The 18,898-nt window shown below is 73.0% G+C and carries 20 protein-coding genes and 1 riboswitch; of the genes, 12 read left to right on the forward strand and 8 right to left on the reverse strand.

The window, feature by feature from the left end; genetic code table 11:
• The first annotated feature begins 4 nt into the window (after nt 1–4).
• The 3 genes from macS (at nt 5) to ACZ3KJ_RS04430 (ending at nt 3,246) form a co-directional block, all read left to right on the forward strand.
• Entirely contained in the window at nt 5–1,243 is a 1,239-nt protein-coding gene (macS, locus tag ACZ3KJ_RS04420) for a MacS family sensor histidine kinase (protein WP_467524483.1), read from the forward strand.
• Nucleotides 1,240–1,938, forward strand: coding sequence for a response regulator (locus tag ACZ3KJ_RS04425; protein WP_467524485.1), 699 nt, complete (start codon nt 1,240–1,242; stop codon nt 1,936–1,938). The genes macS and ACZ3KJ_RS04425 overlap by 4 nt, the downstream gene beginning before the upstream one ends.
• A 312-nt stretch (nt 1,939–2,250) precedes the next feature.
• Nucleotides 2,251–3,246 (forward strand): 2-hydroxyacid dehydrogenase, encoded by a 996-nt coding sequence (locus tag ACZ3KJ_RS04430; protein WP_467524487.1) that lies wholly within the window; start codon nt 2,251–2,253, stop codon nt 3,244–3,246.
• On the opposite strand, the gene ACZ3KJ_RS04435 is transcribed toward ACZ3KJ_RS04430, so the two are convergent.
• Entirely contained in the window at nt 3,198–5,078 is a 1,881-nt protein-coding gene (locus ACZ3KJ_RS04435) for an anthranilate synthase family protein (RefSeq protein ID WP_467524489.1), read from the reverse strand. The genes ACZ3KJ_RS04430 and ACZ3KJ_RS04435 overlap by 49 nt on opposite strands.
• Nucleotides 5,079–5,176: 98 nt before the next feature.
• Nucleotides 5,177–5,233, reverse strand: coding sequence for a trp operon leader peptide (locus tag ACZ3KJ_RS04440; protein ID WP_078912442.1), 57 nt, complete (start codon nt 5,231–5,233; stop codon nt 5,177–5,179).
• Between the two features lie 107 nt (nt 5,234–5,340).
• On the opposite strand from ACZ3KJ_RS04440, the gene ACZ3KJ_RS04445 reads away from it, so the two are divergent.
• Both ACZ3KJ_RS04445 and ACZ3KJ_RS04450 read left to right on the forward strand, forming a co-directional pair.
• Nucleotides 5,341–6,693: a class II 3-deoxy-7-phosphoheptulonate synthase gene (locus tag ACZ3KJ_RS04445; RefSeq protein WP_389511611.1), complete on the forward strand. Its 1,353-nt coding sequence runs from the start codon at nt 5,341–5,343 to the stop codon at nt 6,691–6,693.
• Between the two features lie 172 nt (nt 6,694–6,865).
• Nucleotides 6,866–7,090 (forward strand): (2Fe-2S)-binding protein, encoded by a 225-nt coding sequence (locus tag ACZ3KJ_RS04450; RefSeq protein ID WP_467524491.1) that lies wholly within the window; start codon nt 6,866–6,868, stop codon nt 7,088–7,090.
• 11 nt (nt 7,091–7,101) lie between these two features.
• Here ACZ3KJ_RS04450 and bfr read toward each other — a convergent pair whose 3' ends face one another.
• The gene (bfr, locus tag ACZ3KJ_RS04455) at nt 7,102–7,581 is read right to left on the reverse strand and encodes a bacterioferritin (protein ID WP_385076113.1); all 480 of its coding nucleotides are present in this window, start codon (nt 7,579–7,581) and stop codon (nt 7,102–7,104) included.
• 176 nt (nt 7,582–7,757) lie between these two features.
• Here bfr and ACZ3KJ_RS04460 point away from each other — a divergent pair, with 176 nt between their 5' ends.
• Complete coding sequence (locus ACZ3KJ_RS04460; RefSeq protein ID WP_467524493.1) at nt 7,758–8,390, forward strand: sulfite oxidase-like oxidoreductase; 633 nt, start codon at nt 7,758–7,760, stop codon at nt 8,388–8,390.
• 34 nt (nt 8,391–8,424) lie between these two features.
• On the opposite strand, the gene ACZ3KJ_RS04465 is transcribed toward ACZ3KJ_RS04460, so the two are convergent.
• The 5 genes from ACZ3KJ_RS04465 to thiO form a co-directional block, all read right to left on the reverse strand.
• Complete coding sequence (locus tag ACZ3KJ_RS04465) at nt 8,425–9,327, reverse strand: deoxyribonuclease IV (RefSeq protein WP_467524495.1); 903 nt, start codon at nt 9,325–9,327, stop codon at nt 8,425–8,427.
• Between the two features lie 34 nt (nt 9,328–9,361).
• Nucleotides 9,362–11,296, reverse strand: a complete 1,935-nt coding sequence (gene pknB / locus ACZ3KJ_RS04470; RefSeq protein ID WP_467524496.1) for a Stk1 family PASTA domain-containing Ser/Thr kinase — start codon at nt 11,294–11,296, stop codon at nt 9,362–9,364.
• A gap of 115 nt (nt 11,297–11,411) precedes the next feature.
• Nucleotides 11,412–12,206 carry a thiazole synthase gene (locus tag ACZ3KJ_RS04475; RefSeq protein ID WP_467524498.1) on the reverse strand — a complete coding sequence of 265 codons (795 nt, stop codon included), beginning with the start codon at nt 12,204–12,206 and terminating at the stop codon, nt 11,412–11,414.
• A 3-nt stretch (nt 12,207–12,209) separates the two neighbouring features.
• The gene (thiS, locus tag ACZ3KJ_RS04480; protein ID WP_264931349.1) at nt 12,210–12,410 is read right to left on the reverse strand and encodes a sulfur carrier protein ThiS; all 201 of its coding nucleotides are present in this window, start codon (nt 12,408–12,410) and stop codon (nt 12,210–12,212) included.
• Nucleotides 12,407–13,570: a glycine oxidase ThiO gene (gene thiO, locus ACZ3KJ_RS04485; protein WP_467524500.1), complete on the reverse strand. Its 1,164-nt coding sequence runs from the start codon at nt 13,568–13,570 to the stop codon at nt 12,407–12,409. The genes thiS and thiO overlap by 4 nt, the downstream gene beginning before the upstream one ends.
• Nucleotides 13,568–13,679: riboswitch (TPP riboswitch) on the reverse strand. It overlaps the preceding gene by 3 nt.
• Nucleotides 13,680–13,731: 52 nt before the next feature.
• Here thiO and ACZ3KJ_RS04490 point away from each other — a divergent pair.
• The 6 genes from ACZ3KJ_RS04490 to ACZ3KJ_RS04515 all read left to right on the forward strand — a co-directional run bounded on the left by ACZ3KJ_RS04490 (nt 13,732) and on the right by ACZ3KJ_RS04515 (nt 18,867).
• The gene (locus ACZ3KJ_RS04490; protein ID WP_467524502.1) at nt 13,732–14,136 is read left to right on the forward strand and encodes an avidin-fold protein; all 405 of its coding nucleotides are present in this window, start codon (nt 13,732–13,734) and stop codon (nt 14,134–14,136) included.
• Between the two features lie 98 nt (nt 14,137–14,234).
• Complete coding sequence (locus ACZ3KJ_RS04495; RefSeq protein ID WP_467524811.1) at nt 14,235–15,410, forward strand: NAD(P)/FAD-dependent oxidoreductase; 1,176 nt, start codon at nt 14,235–14,237, stop codon at nt 15,408–15,410.
• A 225-nt stretch (nt 15,411–15,635) separates the two neighbouring features.
• Complete coding sequence (locus tag ACZ3KJ_RS04500; protein WP_389511602.1) at nt 15,636–16,001, forward strand: Rv2175c family DNA-binding protein; 366 nt, start codon at nt 15,636–15,638, stop codon at nt 15,999–16,001.
• 90 nt (nt 16,002–16,091) lie between these two features.
• On the forward strand, nt 16,092–16,739 hold the full coding sequence (thiE, locus tag ACZ3KJ_RS04505; RefSeq protein ID WP_467524504.1) for a thiamine phosphate synthase: 648 nt from the start codon (nt 16,092–16,094) through the stop codon (nt 16,737–16,739).
• Between the two features lie 164 nt (nt 16,740–16,903).
• Nucleotides 16,904–17,827 carry a methylenetetrahydrofolate reductase [NAD(P)H] gene (gene metF / locus ACZ3KJ_RS04510; RefSeq protein WP_467524505.1) on the forward strand — a complete coding sequence of 308 codons (924 nt, stop codon included), beginning with the start codon at nt 16,904–16,906 and terminating at the stop codon, nt 17,825–17,827.
• Between the two features lie 56 nt (nt 17,828–17,883).
• Nucleotides 17,884–18,867, forward strand: a complete 984-nt coding sequence (locus ACZ3KJ_RS04515) for an SCO2102 family sporulation regulator (protein ID WP_467524507.1) — start codon at nt 17,884–17,886, stop codon at nt 18,865–18,867.
• Nucleotides 18,868–18,898: the final 31 nt, after the last annotated feature.

Below are 18,898 nucleotides of genomic sequence, written 5' to 3' on the forward strand. Positions count from 1 at the left end.
GGACGTGCCGAAGCGCGAGAGAGTCATGAGGATGTCGGTCGAGCTGCCGCTGTGGCGTGCGCTCACCGCCTACCGGGTCCTGACCATGCTGTACGCGGTCGGTCTCTTCGCCACCGCCTACGACCTGTTCGTCCGTCCCGGCCTCGCCATCGGCTACTACGTCGTCCTGTGCGGCTGGACCCTCGCCACCCTGCCCCGCGTGCAGAACGCGGCCGCCTGCACCAAGCGGTTCCTCGCCGTCGACCTCACCGTCGCGCTCACCGGCATCCTGCTGACCCCGCTCGCCGACACCCACCAGCGGATCGTCGAGGGCGGGCCGACCCTGCCGTCGATATGGACCGCCGGCTCGGTCCTCGCGTTCGCCGTCAAGGGCGGCTGGCGCTGGGCCGCGTTCGCCTCCACCGCCGTCGCCGTCGCCAACCTCCTGGAGCGCGGCGCCCCCGCCCGCGACACCGTCCACAACGTGATCCTCGTCTGGGTCGCCGCCATCGCCATCGGCTACGTCGTCGAGGTGGCCCGCGCCTCCGAGCGCACCCTCGCCCGCGCCCTGGAGATCGAGGCCGCGACCCGGGAACGGGAGCGGCTCGCCCGAGACATCCACGACAGCGTCCTCCAGGTGCTGGCCATGGTGCAGCGGCGGGGCGCGGTCATCGGCGGCGAGGCGGCCGAACTGGGCAGGATGGCCGGCGAGCAGGAGGTCGCGCTGCGCACCCTGGTCTCCGGCGGGCTCGTGCCCCCGTCCCGGGTGTCGCAGGACGAGGCCGAGGGGGCCGTCGTCCGCACGGTGGAGGTCCCCGAGGCCGACGGGGACGGCGACGGGCCCGTGGACCTGCGCACGCTGCTCGCGCCCTTCGCCGCGGCCCGGGTCAGCCTCGCCGAGCCCGGCGCCCCGGTGCCGCTGCCGCCCGCCGCCGCCCGCGAACTGGCCGCGGCCGTCGGGGCCGCGCTGGACAACGTGCGCCGGCACGCGGGGGAGGGCGCCCGGGCCTGGATCCTGGTCGAGGACGAGCCCGACGCGGTGATCGTCACCGTACGGGACGACGGGCCGGGCATTCCGGAGGGGCGGCTCGCGCAGGCCGAGGGCGAGGGACGGCTCGGGGTCGCCCAGTCGATCCGGGGCCGGCTGCGGGACCTCGGCGGCAGCGCCGAGCTGGTCTCGACACCGGGACAGGGCACGGAGGTCGAACTGACCGTGCCGAAACAGGACATGACGGACGCACGGGGGAAGGCGGGCACACGATGAGCGCGGAACAGGGCGGCGGCGCGGGAGCGCAGGGCCCGATCAAGGTCATGGTGGTCGACGACCACCCCATGTGGCGCGACGCCGTCGCCCGGGACCTCGCCGAGTCCGGGTTCGAGGTGGTCGCCACCGCCGGCGACGGCGAGCAGGCCGTGCGCCGCGCCCGCGCCACCACCCCCGACGTGCTCGTACTGGACCTGAACCTGCCGGTGAAACCGGGTGTCCAGGTCTGCAAGGAGGTCGTCGGCGCCAACCCCGCCCTGCGCGTCCTCGTCCTGTCCGCGAGCGGCGAGCACGCCGACGTGCTGGAGGCGGTGAAGTCCGGCGCGACCGGCTACCTGCTGAAGTCGGCGTCCACGGAGGACCTGCTGGACGCGGTGCGCCGTACGGCCGTCGGCGACCCGGTGTTCACCCCCGGCCTCGCCGGCCTGGTCCTCGGCGAGTACCGCCGCCTCGCCTCCGAGCCCGCCCCCGCCACCGGCGCCGACGAGCCGAACGCGCCCCGGCTGACCGACCGCGAGACGGAGGTGCTGCGCCTGGTCGCCAAGGGGCTGAGCTACAAGCAGATCGCCGAACGCCTCGTCATCTCCCACCGCACGGTGCAGAACCACGTGCAGAACACCCTCGGCAAGCTCCAGCTGCACAACCGCGTCGAACTGGTCCGGTACGCGATTGAGCGCGGCCTCGACGACGAGTGACCCCCGTCGGCACCGCCGCCGGCACCCCGGCCGACCGGCCGCGCGCACACCACCGCCGAGTCCCCCGTGCGGGTGCCGGTGGGGGAGGTGATGGGCCGTCACGCGGGCTGAATCGCCCCGCACCCGGGCCCGGCCGGCGGTGCCGACGTCGTCCTCGTCCGCGTGCCGCTCGCGGAGGCGACGGCCCGGCCGACGACGGTGGACCCGAAGCCGTACGCCGAGGTGGGGGTGTTCTTCGGCTGAAGCCCCGGCACGGGTCCTATATTCGGCCCGTCAGCCGACGGAACGCAGGCCTACGGAACGGGAGCGGCCATGGAGATCCTCGCCTTCGGCGTCCAGGCGGACGAGAAGCCCCTCATCGAGCAGGCCTTCGTCGCCCCCCACGAGGTCCGCTGCCTGGACGTGTTCCTCACCGAGGACACCGCCCCCATCGCCGCCGGCCACGAGGTGATCTCCACCAGCGTCAACGCCGACCTCGGCGGGCCCGTCCTGGAGGCCCTCGCGGCCGGCGGCACCCGGATGATCGCCCAGCGCTCCACCGGCTTCAACAACATCGACCTCGACGTCGCCGAACGGCTCGGCATGACCGTCGCCCGCGTCTCGTCCTACTCGCCGTACTCCGTCGCCGAGTTCGCGTGGACCCTGGCCCTGGCGGTCAACCGCCGGGTCGTCCGGGCCTCCACCCGCACCCGCGACTTCGACTTCCGCCTCGACGGCCTGATGGGCCGCGACCTGCACGGCCGCACGGCCGGCGTGCTCGGCACGGGCAAGATCGGCGAGGCCTTCACCCGGATCGCCCATGGCTTCGGCATGCGCCTGCTGGGCTGGGACGTCGCCGAGAACCCCGCCTGCATGGAACTCGGCATGCGGTACGTCACCAAGGAGCGGCTCCTCGCCGAGTCCGACGTGGTCAGCCTGCACGTCCCCCTGATGGCGGAGACCCGGCACCTCATCGACGCCGCCGCTCTGAGGACCATGAAAGTCGACGCCATCCTGGTCAACACCAGCCGCGGCGGGCTGATCGACACCGCGGCCCTCGTCGCGGAGCTGCGCGAGGGCCGCTTCACCGGCGTCGGCCTGGACGTCTACGAGGCGGAGGCGGGCCTGTTCTTCCTCGACAAGTCCCTGGAGGCCATCTCGGACGACACCCTGGCCCGCCTGGTCACCTTCCCCAACGTCCTGGTCACCTCCCACCAGGCGTACTACACCGCGGACGCCGTCGGCGAGATCGTCGACGCCACGGTGCGCAACGTCGTGGACTACAGTGCGGGCCGCCGCTCGGAGAACGTGCTGGTGCCGCGGAACTGACCCACCAGCTCCCGGACGACGGCCGCCCCGTTCAGCGAGAGCACCGACTCCGGATGGAACTGCACACCGGCGAAGCCCGGCCCGCGCAGGGCGTGCACCTCGCCGTTCGCGGCCCGGCTCACCTCCACCCGGTGCGCCGCCAGCTCCGCCAGGGCGTCGTCGTCGCACCGCGCCACGAAGCTGTTGTAGAAGCCGACCGTCTCCGGCCGCCCGAACAGGTCGATCTCCGTCTGCGCCCCCTGGTACGGCACCTCCTTGCGGACGATGTCCAGCCCCAGCTCCGCCGCGATCAGCTCGTGCCCCAGGCAGACGCCGAGCACGCCGTGCCGGTGCTCCCGGACCACCCGCGCGGTCAGGTCCCGCAGGAAGGCCATCTTGGGGTCGCCCAGGTCGGACGGGTCACCGGGACCGGGGCCCAGGACGAGCGGCCCCCCGTGCGCGAGCACCGCCTCCCGCAGCCCCGGCTCGTCGTACCGCCGTACCGACACCTCCAGCCCGCCCGACCGCAGCACGTGCGCCAGCATCGCGGTGAAGGTGTCCTCTCCGTCGACCACGAGGGCGTGCCCGTCCAGCTCCCGGGTCCGCTCCTGCATCCGCAGCCAGAACGGCGCCAGCGCGCCCCGCCGCCCGTCCAGCGCGGCCCGCACCCGCGGGTCGTCGGCGAGCCGGGGCCGCGCGGCCTCCGTGTGCGGCCGCCCCGGCCGCACCCCCAGCGCGGCCAGCACCCCCGCCGCCTTGGCGTGCGTCTCGGCGACCTCGCCCGCCGGGTCCGAGCCGCGCACCAGCGTGGCCCCGACCGGCACCCGCAGCCGCCCGGCCGCGTCGATGTCGGCGGTGCGGATCAGGATGGGCGAGTCCAGGGTCTGGGCGCCGCCCGAGTCCCTGCCGATCAGCGCCAGCGCCCCCGCGTAGTAGCCGCGCCCGCCGGTCTCGTACCGCTCGATCACCCGGCAGGCGTTCTGCACGGGCGAGCCGGTGACGGTCGCCGCGAACATGGTCTCGCGCAGCACGTCCCGCACGTCCAGCGAGGACTTCCCGCGCAGCTCGTACTCGGTGTGCGCGAGGTGCGCCATCTCCTTCAGCCGCGGCCCGACCACCACCCCGCCCATGTCGCCGACCGTGCACATCATCTTGAGCTCCTCGTCGACGACCATCGACAGCTCCTCGATCTCCTTGCCGTCGGCGAGGAACCGCAGCAGGTGCTCGGGGGCCGGGCCCCCGTCCGGGTAGCGGTACGTCCCGCTGATCGGGTTCATCACGACCGTCCCGCCGGACATGCGCACGTGCACCTCGGGGCTGGCGCCGACCAGGGTGCGTTCCCCGGTGTGCACCACGAACGTCCAGTACGCGCCCCGCTCGCCCTCCAGCAGCCGCCGGAACAGCGCGAGCGCGTCCGCCCGGGAGAAGCCGGCGACCTCCCCCTCGTACGTGCGCCGGATGACGAAGTTCGCCCCCTCGCCCCGCCCGATCTCGTCCCGCAGCACCCGGCCGACGATCTCCGCGTACTCCTCGTCGCCGACGTCGAAGCCGCCGCCCGCGACCCGGACCTCGTGCGCGGGGAGCTGCGCCAGGGCCTCGGCGAGCGGGATCCCGTACCGCTCCTCGGGGACCAGGACGGTGAGCGGGGTGCCGTCGTCCCGGACGTCGAAGCCGCGCTCGCGGATTTGCCGGAAGGGGACCAGGGCGAGGCCCTCGTCGGGCAGGTCGGCGAGGCGGTCGTGGTCGGCGACCGGGCCGATGAGCAGGTCGACGGTGTGCTCGTCGTGGCCCGGCGTGCGGCGGCGCAGCAGGGCGAACGGGCGGGGATCGTCCAGCAGGTCGAGCAGGTGCATGGGTTCCGTGTCCTTCTCGCTGGGAGGAACGGCCCGTGCCCGGAAAGCACCGAAGGCCGCCCCTCGGGCGGCCTTCGCGAAGTCGTGCGTACGCGCAGTCAGTGGGCCGCCGGATGAGCGGTCCACCACCAGTTCTGGGTCGAAAGCGCGAACATGCGACGCACCCTACCCCACGCGCCCCGCGCCCACACGTGAGCGGTAGCCCGTCTCACCTGTCGAGCCGGGCTAAAACGACTGGACACGACCCCGTAATGTTGAGGACGTGACCGTGAACGCTAAGACCAGCGCGAGCGCTGGCAACACCTGGCGAAACCTGCCCGCGGCGCAGCAGCCCGAGTACCCCGACGCCGAGGCTCTGCGCGCAGTGATCGCGGACCTCGAGTCGTATCCGCCGCTCGTCTTCGCGGGCGAGTGCGACCAGCTGCGCGCCCGGATGGCGGCCGTCGCCAAGGGCGAGGCGTTCCTCCTCCAGGGCGGCGACTGCGCCGAGGCCTTCGACGCGGTGTCCGCCGACCACATCCGCAACAAGCTCAAGACGCTGCTCCAGATGGGCGCCGTGCTCACGTACGCCGCGTCCGTGCCGGTGGTGAAGGTCGGCCGGATCGCCGGCCAGTACTCCAAGCCGCGCTCCAAGCCGACCGAGACCCGCGACGGCGTGACCCTGCCGACCTACCGGGGCGACTCCGTCAACGGCTTCGACTTCACCGAGGCGGCCCGCGTCCCGGACCCCGAGCGGCTGAAGCGGATGTACCACACGTCGGCGTCCACGCTGAACCTGGTGCGCGCCTTCACCACCGGCGGCTACGCCGACCTGCGCCAGGTCCACGCCTGGAACCAGGACTTCGTGAAGTCCTCCCCCTCCGGCCAGCGCTACGAGCAGCTCGCCCGCGAGATCGACAACGCGCTGAACTTCATGCACGCCTGCGGGGCGGACCCGGAGGAGTTCAAGACGGTCGAGTTCTACTCCTCGCACGAGGCGCTGCTGCTCGACTACGAGTCGGCGCTCACCCGCGTCGACTCGCGCACGGGACAGCTGTACGACGTCTCCGCGCACATGGTGTGGATCGGTGAGCGCACGCGCCAGCTGGACCACGCGCACATCGAGTTCGCCTCGAAGATCCGCAACCCCATCGGCATCAAGCTCGGGCCGACGACGACGGCCGAGGAGGCGCTTCAGTACGTCGAGCGCCTCGACCCGGACCGCGAGCCGGGCCGGCTGACCTTCATCGTGCGCATGGGCGCCGACAAGGTCCGCGACAAGCTGCCCGAGCTGGTGGAGAAGGTCACGGCGTCGGGCGCGACCGTGGCCTGGGTGACCGACCCGATGCACGGCAACACCTTCGAGGCGGCCTCCGGGCACAAGACGCGCCGCTTCGACGACGTGCTGGACGAGGTCAAGGGCTTCTTCGAGGTCCACAAGGCGCTCGGCACCCACCCGGGCGGTATCCACGTCGAGCTGACCGGCGACGACGTCACCGAGTGCGTGGGCGGCGGCGACGAGATCTTCGTCGACGACCTGCACCAGCGCTACGAGACGGCGTGCGACCCGCGGCTCAACCGCAGCCAGTCGCTCGACCTGGCGTTCCTCGTCGCGGAGATGTACAGGGACCAGTAGCGGTTCGCCTGTTACCGGAGCGTGCACTGGGGCGCGGATCACATACGATCCGCGCCCCACGGCACTTTTACGCCACCTGTGGTCCGGGTAAGGTTAGGTTAGCCTCACCGATCAACGGGTTCTAGCCATATCGGTTCGGCACCACTCATGTTCCCGGCGGGAGGTGAACCGCGTGTACGTCTGCAGCTGCTTCGGTGTGACCGAAGCGCAGGTCAAGCAGCACGCGGAGAACGGCGCCTGTACGCCCCGGCAGATCGCCTCCGCCTGTAAGGCCGGCACGGACTGCGGGTCCTGTGTACGTCGGATTCAGGCCATACTCGGCCGCGGCGCATGTCCGCGCCGTGAGCTCGCGGACCAGGGCAAGCCGGTCCTCTCCGAACTCGACGAAGCGGCCTGACCCAGCTCCGCTCAGCTCTCCGGCTGCTCGATCAGCTGCGCGATGTACAGCGCCTCGCCGAGCTTCTCCAGCAGGTCCAGCTGGGTGTCGAGGTAGTCGATGTGGTGCTCCTCGTCCGCGAGGATCGACTCGAAGATGTTGGCGGACGTGATGTCGCCCTTCTCGCGCATCACCTTGATCCCGCGCCGGAGGCGGTCGATGGCCTCGACCTCCACCTGCCGGTCGGCCTCGAACATCTCCTTGACGGTCTGGCCCACGCGGACGTGGAACAGGCGCTGGTAGTTCGGCAGGCCCTCCAGGAAGAGAATCCGGTCGGTGAGCACCTCCGCGTGCTTCATCTCGTCGAACGACTCGTGCCGCGTGTACTTCGCGAGCTTCGTCCAGCCGAAGTTCTCCTGCATCTTGGCGTGGAGGAAGTACTGGTTGATCGCGGTGAGCTCGCCGGTGAGCTGCTCGTTGAGGAACTCGATGACCTCGGGGTCGCCCTGCATCGCAGAGGCTCCTTCCACGTGGGGGATTTCGGGAGGTTGCCGCCGCATGATTTCACCGGTGCGCAAGATCGTCCAGTAAGTGCGTACTTAGTAAGTAAGGGCATGCTTAGTGTGAGTTGCCCGTTTTCGGGCGGGGTCGGTCATCCCCATCGTTCCCGGTCTGTCAGGATGGAGTCATGGGTCATCCGGTGGAGCGAGAACCAGGAGAGGCAGCAGCGTCCGAGCTTCCGCCGGGACAGCGACTGCAGCGGGGCTGGCCCGTCACACACTACGGCCCCGTACCCAAATTCCGGCCCGAACGCTGGGAGTTCCGGGTCTTCGGCGTCACCGCCGACGGCGACAAGCACTGCTGGACCCACGAGGAGTTCACGGCCCTGCCGCACACCACGGTCGTGGCCGATCTGCACTGCGTGACGAAGTTCAGCATGCTCGGCGCCGAGTGGGGCGGGGTCCCCGCCCGGACGATCCTGGACATCGCGCCCCCCGCGGACGACGTCACCCATGTGATGGTGTGGGCGGAGTACGGATTCAGCTCCAACCTGCGCCTGTCGGACTTCGCCTCCGACCGCACCCTCTTCGCCACCCACAAGGACGGCGAACTGCTCACCGCCGAGCACGGCTTCCCGCTCCGCCTGATCGTCCCCCACCTGTACGCCTGGAAGGGCCCGAAGTGGGTCCGCGGTGTCGAGTACATGACGGCCGACCGCCGTGGCTTCTGGGAGGAGCGCGGCTACCACAACATCGGCGACCCCTGGCGGGAACAGCGCTACTCGTACCAGGAGGAGCCGGGGGACGGCCCGGAGCTCTGACCTGCGGGGTTCCGCACGCAGGCGACCCGCCGCCTCAGCCGTCCCGCAGCTTCTTCAGCCGTTCCACGTCCGCCGCGTGCCCCTCCTGCCCGCCCGGGGTCTCGATGATCAGCGGGACCCCCGCGGTCGCCGGGTGGGTCATCAGGGCGCGGAACGGGTCCTCGCCGATGTGTCCGGCGCCGATGTTCGCGTGCCGGTCCTTGTGGGCGCCGACGACGTCCTTGGAGTCGTTGGCGTGGATCAGCTTCAGCCGGCCCTCGCCCACCGTCTCCACCAGCAGATCGAGGGTCCGGTGCATCCCGGACGGCCCGGTCAGGTCGTGGCCGGCCGCGAAGACGTGGCAGGTGTCCAGGCACACGCCCAGCTTCGGATGGGCGTCCAGCGCCTCGAAGTACGGCCCGAAGTCCCAGGTCCGCGAGCAGAGCGAGGAGCCCTGGCCGGCGGTCGACTCCAGCAGCAGGAAGGGGTCGTCGTCGTGGGTCAGCTCGTCCAGCAGCGGGAGCAGGCGCTCACGCACCTGCCGCAGCGCCACCGACCGCTCCCGCCCGCCCGTCGCGCTCCCGGTGTGCACGACCACGCCCAGCGCGCCGATCTCCCGGCCGCGGCGCAGCGAGTGCCGCAGCGACTCCACCGACTTCTCGACCGTGGCCTCGGTGTGCGAACCGAAGTTGATCAGATACGGCGCGTGCACGTACGCCGGGATCGAGTCCGCCGCGCACGCCTCCCGGAACGCCTCGTCCTGCCGGGGGCTGCCGGCCGGGGTGGCCCAGCCGCGCGGGTTCGCCACGAAGACCTGGACCGTCTCCGCCTTGAGTTCACGGGCGTACGACAGCCCCACGGAGTGCAGTCCGCCGGCCACCGGGACATGGCCGCCGACGGGGTTGCGGGACGGGAAGGGGAAGGCGGGGGCGGCGGCGCGGGACTGCTGACGTGTCACCCGTTCAGGGTGCCATGTCCCGGGGGACGCCCGGTCACCGGATGGTGATCGTGACCGTCGACCCCTTGGGCGCCATCTCGCCGGCCTCCACGGACTGGCTCTTCACGGTGTCGCCGAACAGCCCGAGCAGCCCGCGGTCCTCCTCGACCTCGAAGCCGGACTCCTCCAGCAGCTTCGTCGCGTCGTCGACGCTCGCGCCCACCACGTCCGGCACCTCGACCATCTCCGGGCCCTTGGACAGGGTCAGCGTCACGGTGTCGCCCTCGGCGAGCTGCCGGCCCGCACCCGGCGACTGGGCGGCGACCGAGCCCTTGTCGTACTCGGAGTTGATCCGCTCGGTGGCGACCTTCACCTTCAGGCCGGCCTCCTCCAGCTCGGCCCTGGCGTCGGCCGGGTCGTCGCCGGTGACGTCCGGGACGTCGACCGGGCTGCCCTTGCTGACGACGAGGGAGACCGCCGTACCGGCCCGCCGCTCCGTGCCCGCCTCGGGGTCGCTGCTGATCACGGCCCCCTTGGCGACGTCCTCGCTGAACGCCCGTGTGACGAGGCCCGGCTCCAGGCCGTCCTCCTTCAGCTGCGCCTTGGCCTCGGCCAGCCGGGTGCCCTTCAGATAGGGCACCTTCACGGTCTCGGGGCCGTCGGAGACGACGAGGGAGACGGCGTCGTTCTTGCGGATGCGGGAGCCCGGCTCCGGGTCGGTGCTGATGACCGTGCCCCGCTCGACCGTGTCGCTGTACTCGTGCTCGATGCCGCCGACCTCCAGCCCGGCCGCCTCCAGCCGCTCCTCGGCCCGCGCCTGCGTCTGGGTCAGCACCGCCGGGACCTTGGTGAACTGCCCCGAGTTGATGTACCAGACGCCCGCGCCGACGCCGAGCACCAGCAGGACGGCGGTGAGGAGCGCGACCAGTCCGCGGCGGGGCGGTCCGGAGCGGCGGCGCGGCGGCGGGGGAGGCTCCGCCGCGAACCGTGAGGTCCGGTGGACGCCGTCCTCGGGGGCCGGCGCGTCCTCGTCGACCGGCAGCGGCCGGGGCACGGTCAGCGAGCGCGGGATCACGCTCGTGCGGTCCTCGGCATTGTCGTGCTCCGCGGAGCGGGCCTGCGGCGGCAGCGCGTCCAGCTGCTCCTCGCCGAGCGCGCCGCGCGCCCGGCGCGCCCGCGCGAGCAGCTCCACGGCGTCGTGCGGCCGGACGGCCGGGGTGCGAGCGGTGGCCGAGGCGACGAGTTCGTCCAGCTCGTACGGCAGACCGGGGACGGCGGCCGAGGGCGGGGGCACGTCCTCGTGGAGGTGCTTGTAGAGGATGATCGCGGGGGAGTCCCCCTCGTGCGGCTTCCCGCCGGTGAGCATCTCGTAGAGCACGACCCCGCACGCGTACACGTCCGCGCGCGCGTCGGTGGTGCCCTGCTCGATCTGCTCGGGCGCGAGGTAGGAGACGGTGCCGAGGACGGCGCCGGTGGTGCTGGTCACGGAGTCCACGGACCGGACGAGCCCGAAGTCGGCGACCTTGACCCGTCCGTCGTCCCCGATCAGCACGTTCTCGGGCTTCATGTCCCGGTGCACGAAGCCGGCCCGGTGCGCGGCGCCGAGCGCGGCGAGCACCGGCTCCAGGATGTCCAGCGCGGCCCGCGGCTGGAGCGCCCCGCGCTCCCGCAGCACGTCCCGCAGGGTGCAGCCGGCGACGTACTCCATGGCGAGGTAGACGTACGACCCGTCGGTCCCCTGGTCGAACACCTGGACGACGTTCGGGTGGGCCAGCCGGGCGACGGACTTCGCCTCCCGGATGAAGCGCTCGACGAAGGAGGCGTCGGCGGCGAGCGACGGATGCATCACCTTGAGCGCGAGCACGCGGTCCAGGCGGGTGTCCACGGCCCGGTAGACCGTGGCCATCCCGCCGACCGCGATCCGCGCGTCCACGCGATAACGCCCGTCGAGCAGCTGCCCGACGAGAGGGTCCTGAAGGGTCGTGTCCACGGACGCGAGTGTACGAGCCCCCACGGACATTCCCCCCTCTCCGTCCGCCGTCGGAGCACGACTGGAGCGGAGCTGTGACGCACCCCACCGGGGGAGACCGGGGCCGTGGCCGCGGTCAGAACGCGGGACGCTCGGGATCCAGCACGGCCAGCCCCTCCGCCGGGGACGACGCCTCGGCGAAGTGGCGCCGGGGGATCCGGCCCGCCAGCCGGGCCAGCCGCCCCGCCTCGACCCCGGCCCGCATCGCGTGCGCCATCCGCTCGGGGTCCTGCGCCCGCGTCACCGCCGACGCCAGCATCACCCCCGCGCACCCCAGCTCCATCGCCAGCGCGGCGTCCGAGGCCGTGCCGGCCCCCGCGTCCAGGATCACCGGCACGCGCGCGTGCTCGACGATCAGCTGGAAGTTGTGCGGGTTGCGGATGCCCAGCCCGGACCCGATCGGCGAGCCCAGCGGCATGACCGCCGCACAGCCCACGTCCTCCAGCCTCCGCGCCAGCACCGGGTCGTCGTTGGTGTACGGCAGCACCGTGAACCCGTCGTCGACCAGCGTCTCCGCCGCGTCGAGCAGCTCGACCGGGTCCGGCAGCAGCGTCCGCTCGTCGGCGATGACCTCCAGCTTGACCAGGTCGGTGCCGAGCGCCTCGCGCGCGAGGCGGGCCGTCAGGACGGCCTCTCCGGCAGTGAAGCAGCCCGCGGTGTTGGGCAGCACCTGGATGCCGAGTTTCCGGAGGACGGACAGCACCGAGCCGTGCACCGAGGGGTCCACCCGGCGCATCGCGACGGTCGTCAGCTCGGTCCCCGAGGCGACCAGCGCGCGCTCCAGCACCTCCAGGCTGGGTGCCCCGCCCGTGCCCATGATCAGACGGGACGAGAAGGCCGTCCCGCCGAGGACGAAGGGATCGTCGGCCATGGTTCAGCCTCCCTGGACGGCCGTGAGGACTTCCACGCGGTCTCCCTCGGAGAGGGCGGTGGCGGACCACCGCGCGCGCGGGACGACGGTCTCGTTGAGCGCGGCGGCCACCCCGGAGGGCGCCGCCGTCAGGGACCGTACGACGGCGTCGAGGGCGGTGCCGGCCGCCACCTGTCGCCGCTCACCGTTGACGGAGATGTTCATGCGGGCTGCTCCGAGAGTGCGGCGGCGCCGAAGCGCCGGGGGGTGAAGGGACGGGCCTCGTCGGGAAGTTCCCCGGTGGCCAGGACGTGCGCCATCGCGTCGCCGGTCACCGGCGTCAGCAGCACACCGTTGCGGTAGTGCCCGGTGGCCAGCAGCAGGCCGTCCAGTCCGGTCGGCCCGAGCAGCGGCGCGTTGTCCGGCGACCCGGGGCGCAGTCCCGCGCGCGTCTCCGTCAGCGGCAGCTCGGTGATCCCGGGGACCAGCTCGTGCGCGTCCCGCAGCAGCTGGTACACGCCCCCGGCCGTCACCGTCGTGTCCCAGCCCAGTTCCTCACTGGTCGCGCCGACGACCAGCTCGCCGTTCTCCCGCGGCACCAGGTACACCTGGCTGCCGCGCACCACGGCCCGCACCGTCCGGCTCAGGAACGGCGCGTACGCCCGCGGCACGGTCAGCCGCAGCACCTCGCCCTTCACGGGCCGCACCGGCGGCAGCACCTCGTCCGGCACCCCCGCGAGCCGTCCGCTCAGGCTGCCGGCCGCGAGCACCACCTGTTCCGCTCCCAGCGCGTCTCCCGCGCGCGTGAGGACGCCGGCGGCCCGGCCGGCCACCACGGACAGCCGCTCCGCCCACGTCCGGTGGAAGACCACCCCGGCCCGCTCGCACGCGGCCACCAGCGCTCCCGCCAGCCGCCGCGGATCGATCTGGTGGTCGCCGTCCACCCGCAGCCCGCCGCGCACGCCCGGCGCGAGCATCGGCTCCAGCCGCCGGCACTCCCGCCCGGTGAGCCACTCCGACTCCAGCCCCGTGCGCCGTTGGAGGGCGTGCAGGTCCCGCAGGTGGGCGCGGTCGTCGGCGTCGAGGGCGACCGCGAGCGTGCCGCAGCGGCGGTAGCCGAGGTCGTGACCGGTGAGGTCGCTCAGCTCGGCCGCGAAGTCGGGGTAGCGGCGGGCCGAGGCGAGGTTGAGGCCGAGCAGCGTCTGCTCGCCGTAGTGCAGCTCCGTGACGGCGGCCAGCATCCCGGCCGCCACCTGCGCGGCCCCGCCGCCCGGTTCCGGGTCGACCACCGCCGTGCCGAACCCGCGCTGCGCGGCCCGCCACGCCGTGACCAGCCCGATGATGCCGCCCCCGACGACGAGGACGTCTGACGTACGTGAGGACATGGGCGTCCAGCCCCTCCCTTCGCCGGCATGACCCGGATCAGGTTCGTACGGTCGGAGGCCGCCAGCCTCCCTCTCAGCCCGGTGCGTCCGGGCTCCCGCGAGTGCTCTACGGTGGCCACCCTAGCCCGACGCCGGACGACTCAGTAAGGGAGCCTCCGCCCGTGACCCGCCCGCCCGCCTCCCCCCGCGCCTCCGCGGCGGACGGCCCCGCCCCGCGCCACCGGTCCCTCGACGGTCTCGTCCTCGCCCCCGTCGCCGACCAGGCCCCCGGGCAGGTGGGCACCCGCACCCGGTTCACGTACCACGAGAAGGACGGCGAGATCTGGGCCGAGTACGCGGGGGGCGACGTCGTACGCGGGCATCTGGTGGGTACCCGGGAGGGGGACCGGCTCGACTTCCGCTACGTCCAGCTCAAGCGGGACGGCGCGACCTCGTCGGGGCACTGCGTGGCGACGGTCGTGGAGCTGCCGGACGGCCGGGTCCGGCTCGAGGAGACGTGGGAGTGGGAGTCCGGGCCGGGCAGCGGCACGAGCGTTGTGGAGCAGGTCACGGAGCACGGCCACTGACTGACGGATCGTCAGGTGTCTATGGTGATCAGGTGAGCGAGCGGACGCAGGACGAAGACAGGTCACCGGCGCGGCGCGTGGTCGTCGTCGGCGCGGGCATGGCCGGGGTGCAGACCGCGGTCGCGCTGCGCGAACAGGGCTTCACCGGCACGGTGAGCCTGATCGGCGCGGAGCCCCACCAGCCCTACGACCGGCCACCGCTGTCCAAGGCCGTCCTGCTCGGCAAGGCGGAGGGCTCCGCCCTCGACGTCGACTTCGAGGGCCTCGGCATCGGCCTGCGGCTGGGCAGCGAGGTCCTCGGCGTGCGCGTCGCCGACCGTGAACTGGACACCGAGGCCGGGCCCGTCCCGTACGACGTCCTGGTCCTCGCCACCGGCGCGGAACCGATCCGGCTCCCCGGCGCCGAGGGCGTGCCCGGCGTCCACCTGCTGCGCACCCTGGACGACGCCGAACGCCTGCGGCCCGTGCTCGACCGGCAGCACGACGTCGTGGTCGTCGGCGCCGGCTGGATCGGCGCGGAGTTCGCCACGGCGGCCCGGGAGGCCGGCTGCGCGGTCACCGTCGTCGAGGCCGCCGAGCGTCCGCTGGCCGGCGCCCTGCCCGCCGAGGTCGCCGCCCCGATGACCGCCTGGTACGCCGACAGCGGCACCGTGCTGCGCACCCACGCGCGCGTGGAGCGCGTCGAGCCCGGCGCCGTCGTCCTCGACGACGGGTCGCGGCTGCCCGCCGGCGCCGTCGTGGTCGGCATCGGGGCCCGCCCCGCCACGGCCTGGCTGGCCGGCTCCGGCATCGCCCTCGGCGCCGACGGCGAGGTCGTGGCCGACGCCCATCTGCGCACCTCCGCGCCGGACGTGTACGCGGTGGGCGACTGCGCCTCCTTCCCGTCGGCGCGGTACGGCGAGCGGCTCCTCGTCCACCACTGGGACAACGCCCTCCAGGGCCCGCGCACGGTGGCGGCGAACATCCTCGGCGAGGCCACCGGCGAGCCCCTGGCGGTCTACGACCCGGTCCCGTACTTCTGGTCCGAGCAGTTCGGCCGTTTCGTCCAGTACGCCGGCCACCACACCGGCGCCGACACCACCCTGTGGCGCGGCGACCCGTCCGGACCGGCCTGGACGGTCTGCTGGCTGCGCGAGGACCGCCTGGTCGCCCTCCTGGCGGTGGGCCGGCCCCGCGACCTGGCCCAGGGACGCCGGCTGATCGAGGCGGGCACGCCGATGGACCCGCGGCTGCTCCAGGACCCGGCGCGCCCGCTGAAGGCGGCCACCGCCTGACGCGTCCGGGCGGGCCGCGCGGGCGGACGGGCGGGCGGACGTGCGGTGGACATGCGGCGGAGACACGGCGGCTTCGGGGCGGGTGCGGTGACGGGCGGAAGGCCGGCGGGGCGGCGGTCCGGCCGCGGGTGCGGCGGGCGGTTGCGATACGAACGGCTCGCCGACCGGCCGTGCCGGGGCGGACCCGGCTTCCGACTGTCAGTGGCAGATGGCAGGCTTGTTCCCGTGACCGAGATTGACGCAAAGATCGATGCTCTCGTCCCCGCCTGGCTCACTCTGCCCGACATCGCCGAGCAGCTCGGCGTGGAGGTGACGCGCGTCCGGCAGCTGGTCAAGGAGGGCCAGCTGATCGCCGTACGCCGGGGTGAGAACCGCGCGCTGCACGTGCCCGCCGCCTTCATCGACGGGGACAAGGTGGTCAAGGGCCTGTCCGGGACCCTGACGCTGCTGCGGGACGACGGCTTCACGGACGAAGAGATGATCGAGTGGCTCTTCACCCCCGACGCCAGCCTGCCCGGCACCCCGGCCCAGGCCCTGAGCGAGAATCGCGGCACGGAGGTGAAGCGCCGCGCCCAGGCGCTCGCCGTCTGACCCACAGATCCGACAACCGTCCGGTGTACGACGGCGGCCGTGACCGACGCCGCCGCGGTCGTACACCACCGCCCCCGGGGGGACCCACGCATGCCCGACACCGCCCGCGCCGGCCTCGCCGACGCCCGCCTCTACCTCTGCACGGACGCCCGTAGGCGCCAGGGCGACCTCCCGGAGTTCCTCGACGCCGTCCTCGCGGGCGGTGTCGACGTCGTGCAGCTGCGCGACAAGGGCATGGAGGCGGCCGAGGAGCTGGAGCACCTGGCGGTGTTCGCCGACGCCTGCGCCCGGCACGGCAAGCTGCTGGCGGTCAACGACCGCGCGGACGTCGCCCATGCCGCCGGCTCCGACGTCCTCCACCTCGGCCAGGGGGACCTGCCGGTCCCCGCGGCCCGCGCCCTCCTCGGCGACGGCGTCCTGATAGGCCGCTCCACGCACACGGAGGCGGAAGCGGCCGCGGCGGCCGTCCAGGAGGGCGTGGACTACTTCTGCACCGGCCCCTGCTGGCCCACGCCCACCAAGCCCGGCCGCCCCGCCCCGGGCCTCGGCCTGGTCCGGTACACGGCGTCCCTCGGCACCGACCGCCCCTGGTTCGCCATCGGAGGCATCGACCTCACCACCCTCGACGAGGCGCTGGAGGCGGGCGCCCGCCGGGTCGTCGTCGTCCGGGCGATCACGGAGGCGGACGATCCCGGGGCCGCGGCGACGGAGTTCGCCAAGCGGCTGGCCCAGGCCTGAGCCGCCTCCGGCGCGGTCCGGCGTGCGCCGACAGCGCGGTCCGGCGCGCACCGATCCCCGCCGGCGCCGCCGGTCCGTCCCAAGGGATGGACAACATGGCGACAAATCGGGCAAATGACCGAGATCCGGTTGGGTGACCGCCGCCCCCTGGCTAACCTGCGGGTATGGCCCTCGGAACCGCATCCACCAGGACTGATCGCGCGCGCACTGTGCGTGACATCCTGGCCAACGGCAAGACGACGTACTCGTTCGAGTTCTACGCGCCCAAGACCCCGCAGGGTGAGCGGAGCCTGTGGAACGCCCTCCGCAGGGTCGAGGCGGTGGCCCCGGACTTCGTCTCCGTGACCTACGGTGCCGGCGGTTCCACCCGGGCCACCACGGTCAAGGAGACGCAGCAGATCGTCGCCGACACCACCCTCACCCCGGTCGCGCACCTCACGGCCGTCGACCACTCCATCGCCGAACTGCGCAACATCATCGGCCAGTACGCCGACGCCGGCATCCGCAACATGCTCGCCGTCCGCGGCGACCCGCCCGGCGACCCCATGGGCGCGTGGGTGCCGCACCCCCAGGGCCTCACCTACGCCGCCGAGCTCGTCCGGCTCATCAAGGAGGCGGGCGACTTCTGTGTCGGGGTCGCCGCCTTTCCCGAGATGCACCCGCGCTCCGAGGACTGGGACACGGACGTCCGGCACTTCGTCGACAAGTGCCGGGCCGGCGCCGACTACGCCATCACACAGATGTTCTTCCAGCCCGAGTCGTACCTGCGGCTGCGCGACCGGGTGGCGGCGGCCGGCTGCGAGACCCCGGTCATCCCCGAGGTCCTGCCGGTGACGAGCCTGCGGATGCTGGAGCGGCTGCCCAAGCTCAGCAACGCCCACTTCCCGGCGGCCCTCAAAGAGCGGATCCTCACAGCGAAAGACGATCCGGCCGCTGTACGCTCCATGGGCATCGACTTCGCCACGGAGTTCTGCGCTCGGCTGCTCGCCGAGGGGGTGCCCGGACTGCACTTCATCACGCTCAACAATTCCACGGCGACGCTGGAAATCTACGAGAACCTGGGTCTGCACCACCCGCCGCGGGCCTAGACCGGTCGCACCGGTGTACGACACACTGCGTAGCGGTCACTGGGAGAGGGGCGTACATGGGCTGGACGGTCCTCTACATCGCGTTCGGCGTCGTCGCGCTGTGGCTGCTCGGCGAGGTGCTGCTGCAGTACAAGGCGCGACTGCGCTGGCGGCTGCTGGCGTTCGGCGGCTTCGTCGGCGTCGTGCTGGGGGTGCTGATCCCGTCCGTCGTCGTCATCGCCCTGGGCGCGGTCGCCTTCGCGATCGGCCAGACCTACGTCACCCTGTCGTTCCGCCGCGGCTTCGCGGCGGGCTGGGCCGTCAACCGGCCCGGCACCGACGGCACCAAGCGCCGCCGCGGCAAGGCCGAGCGCCAGGACCCCACGCTGGAGGTCTCCGACCTGGAGACGGGTGACGGCGACCCCGCGGCCGGCTCCGACGCCCTCGGCCCGGACGGCGCCGCGCCGTTCGGGGCCGACGACCTGTCGTACGGCCCGGCAGGAACCGCCTACGACGACGACCGCGACGACGTCTTCACGCCCGCGGCGCGCACCGCCGACCCGTCGGCCGCCGAGACCACCGCCGTCTACGAGCCGCAGCCCCTGCCCGACGACACCGGCTCCTACGGCATATACGGCGACACCGCCTACGCGGCCGCCGACCAGCCCCAGGACCAGTACGCGGCGACCGCCCAGAGCACCGACCAGGGCTACGGCTACGACGGCTACTCCTCCTACGGCCAGCAGCAGTACGGCTACGACACCCCCGGCGAGCAGCAGTACGCCGCCTACTCCGACCCGTACATCGGCACCCAGACCTACGGCGGGGGCTCGTTCGACGCCGGCTACGGCCAGCAGCAGTACGGGCAACAGGGCTACGGGCAGGACCAGTACGGCACCGGCGGCTACGGCGAGACCCCGGCCGGCGGCGTCTGGGTCCCGCAGCAGCGCAGCACCGACGACCCCCTCGGCGGCGAACTCCCGGCCGAGCAGCCGTACCCCTACCAGGGCGACGGGCACCAAGGGCAGGGGACCGGACTCGACGAGCAGTACCGGTACTGACGCGTCGCCGGTGCTGACGATCGCCGTCGGT

Source organism: Streptomyces sp. NPDC003248 (genome assembly GCF_055563235.1).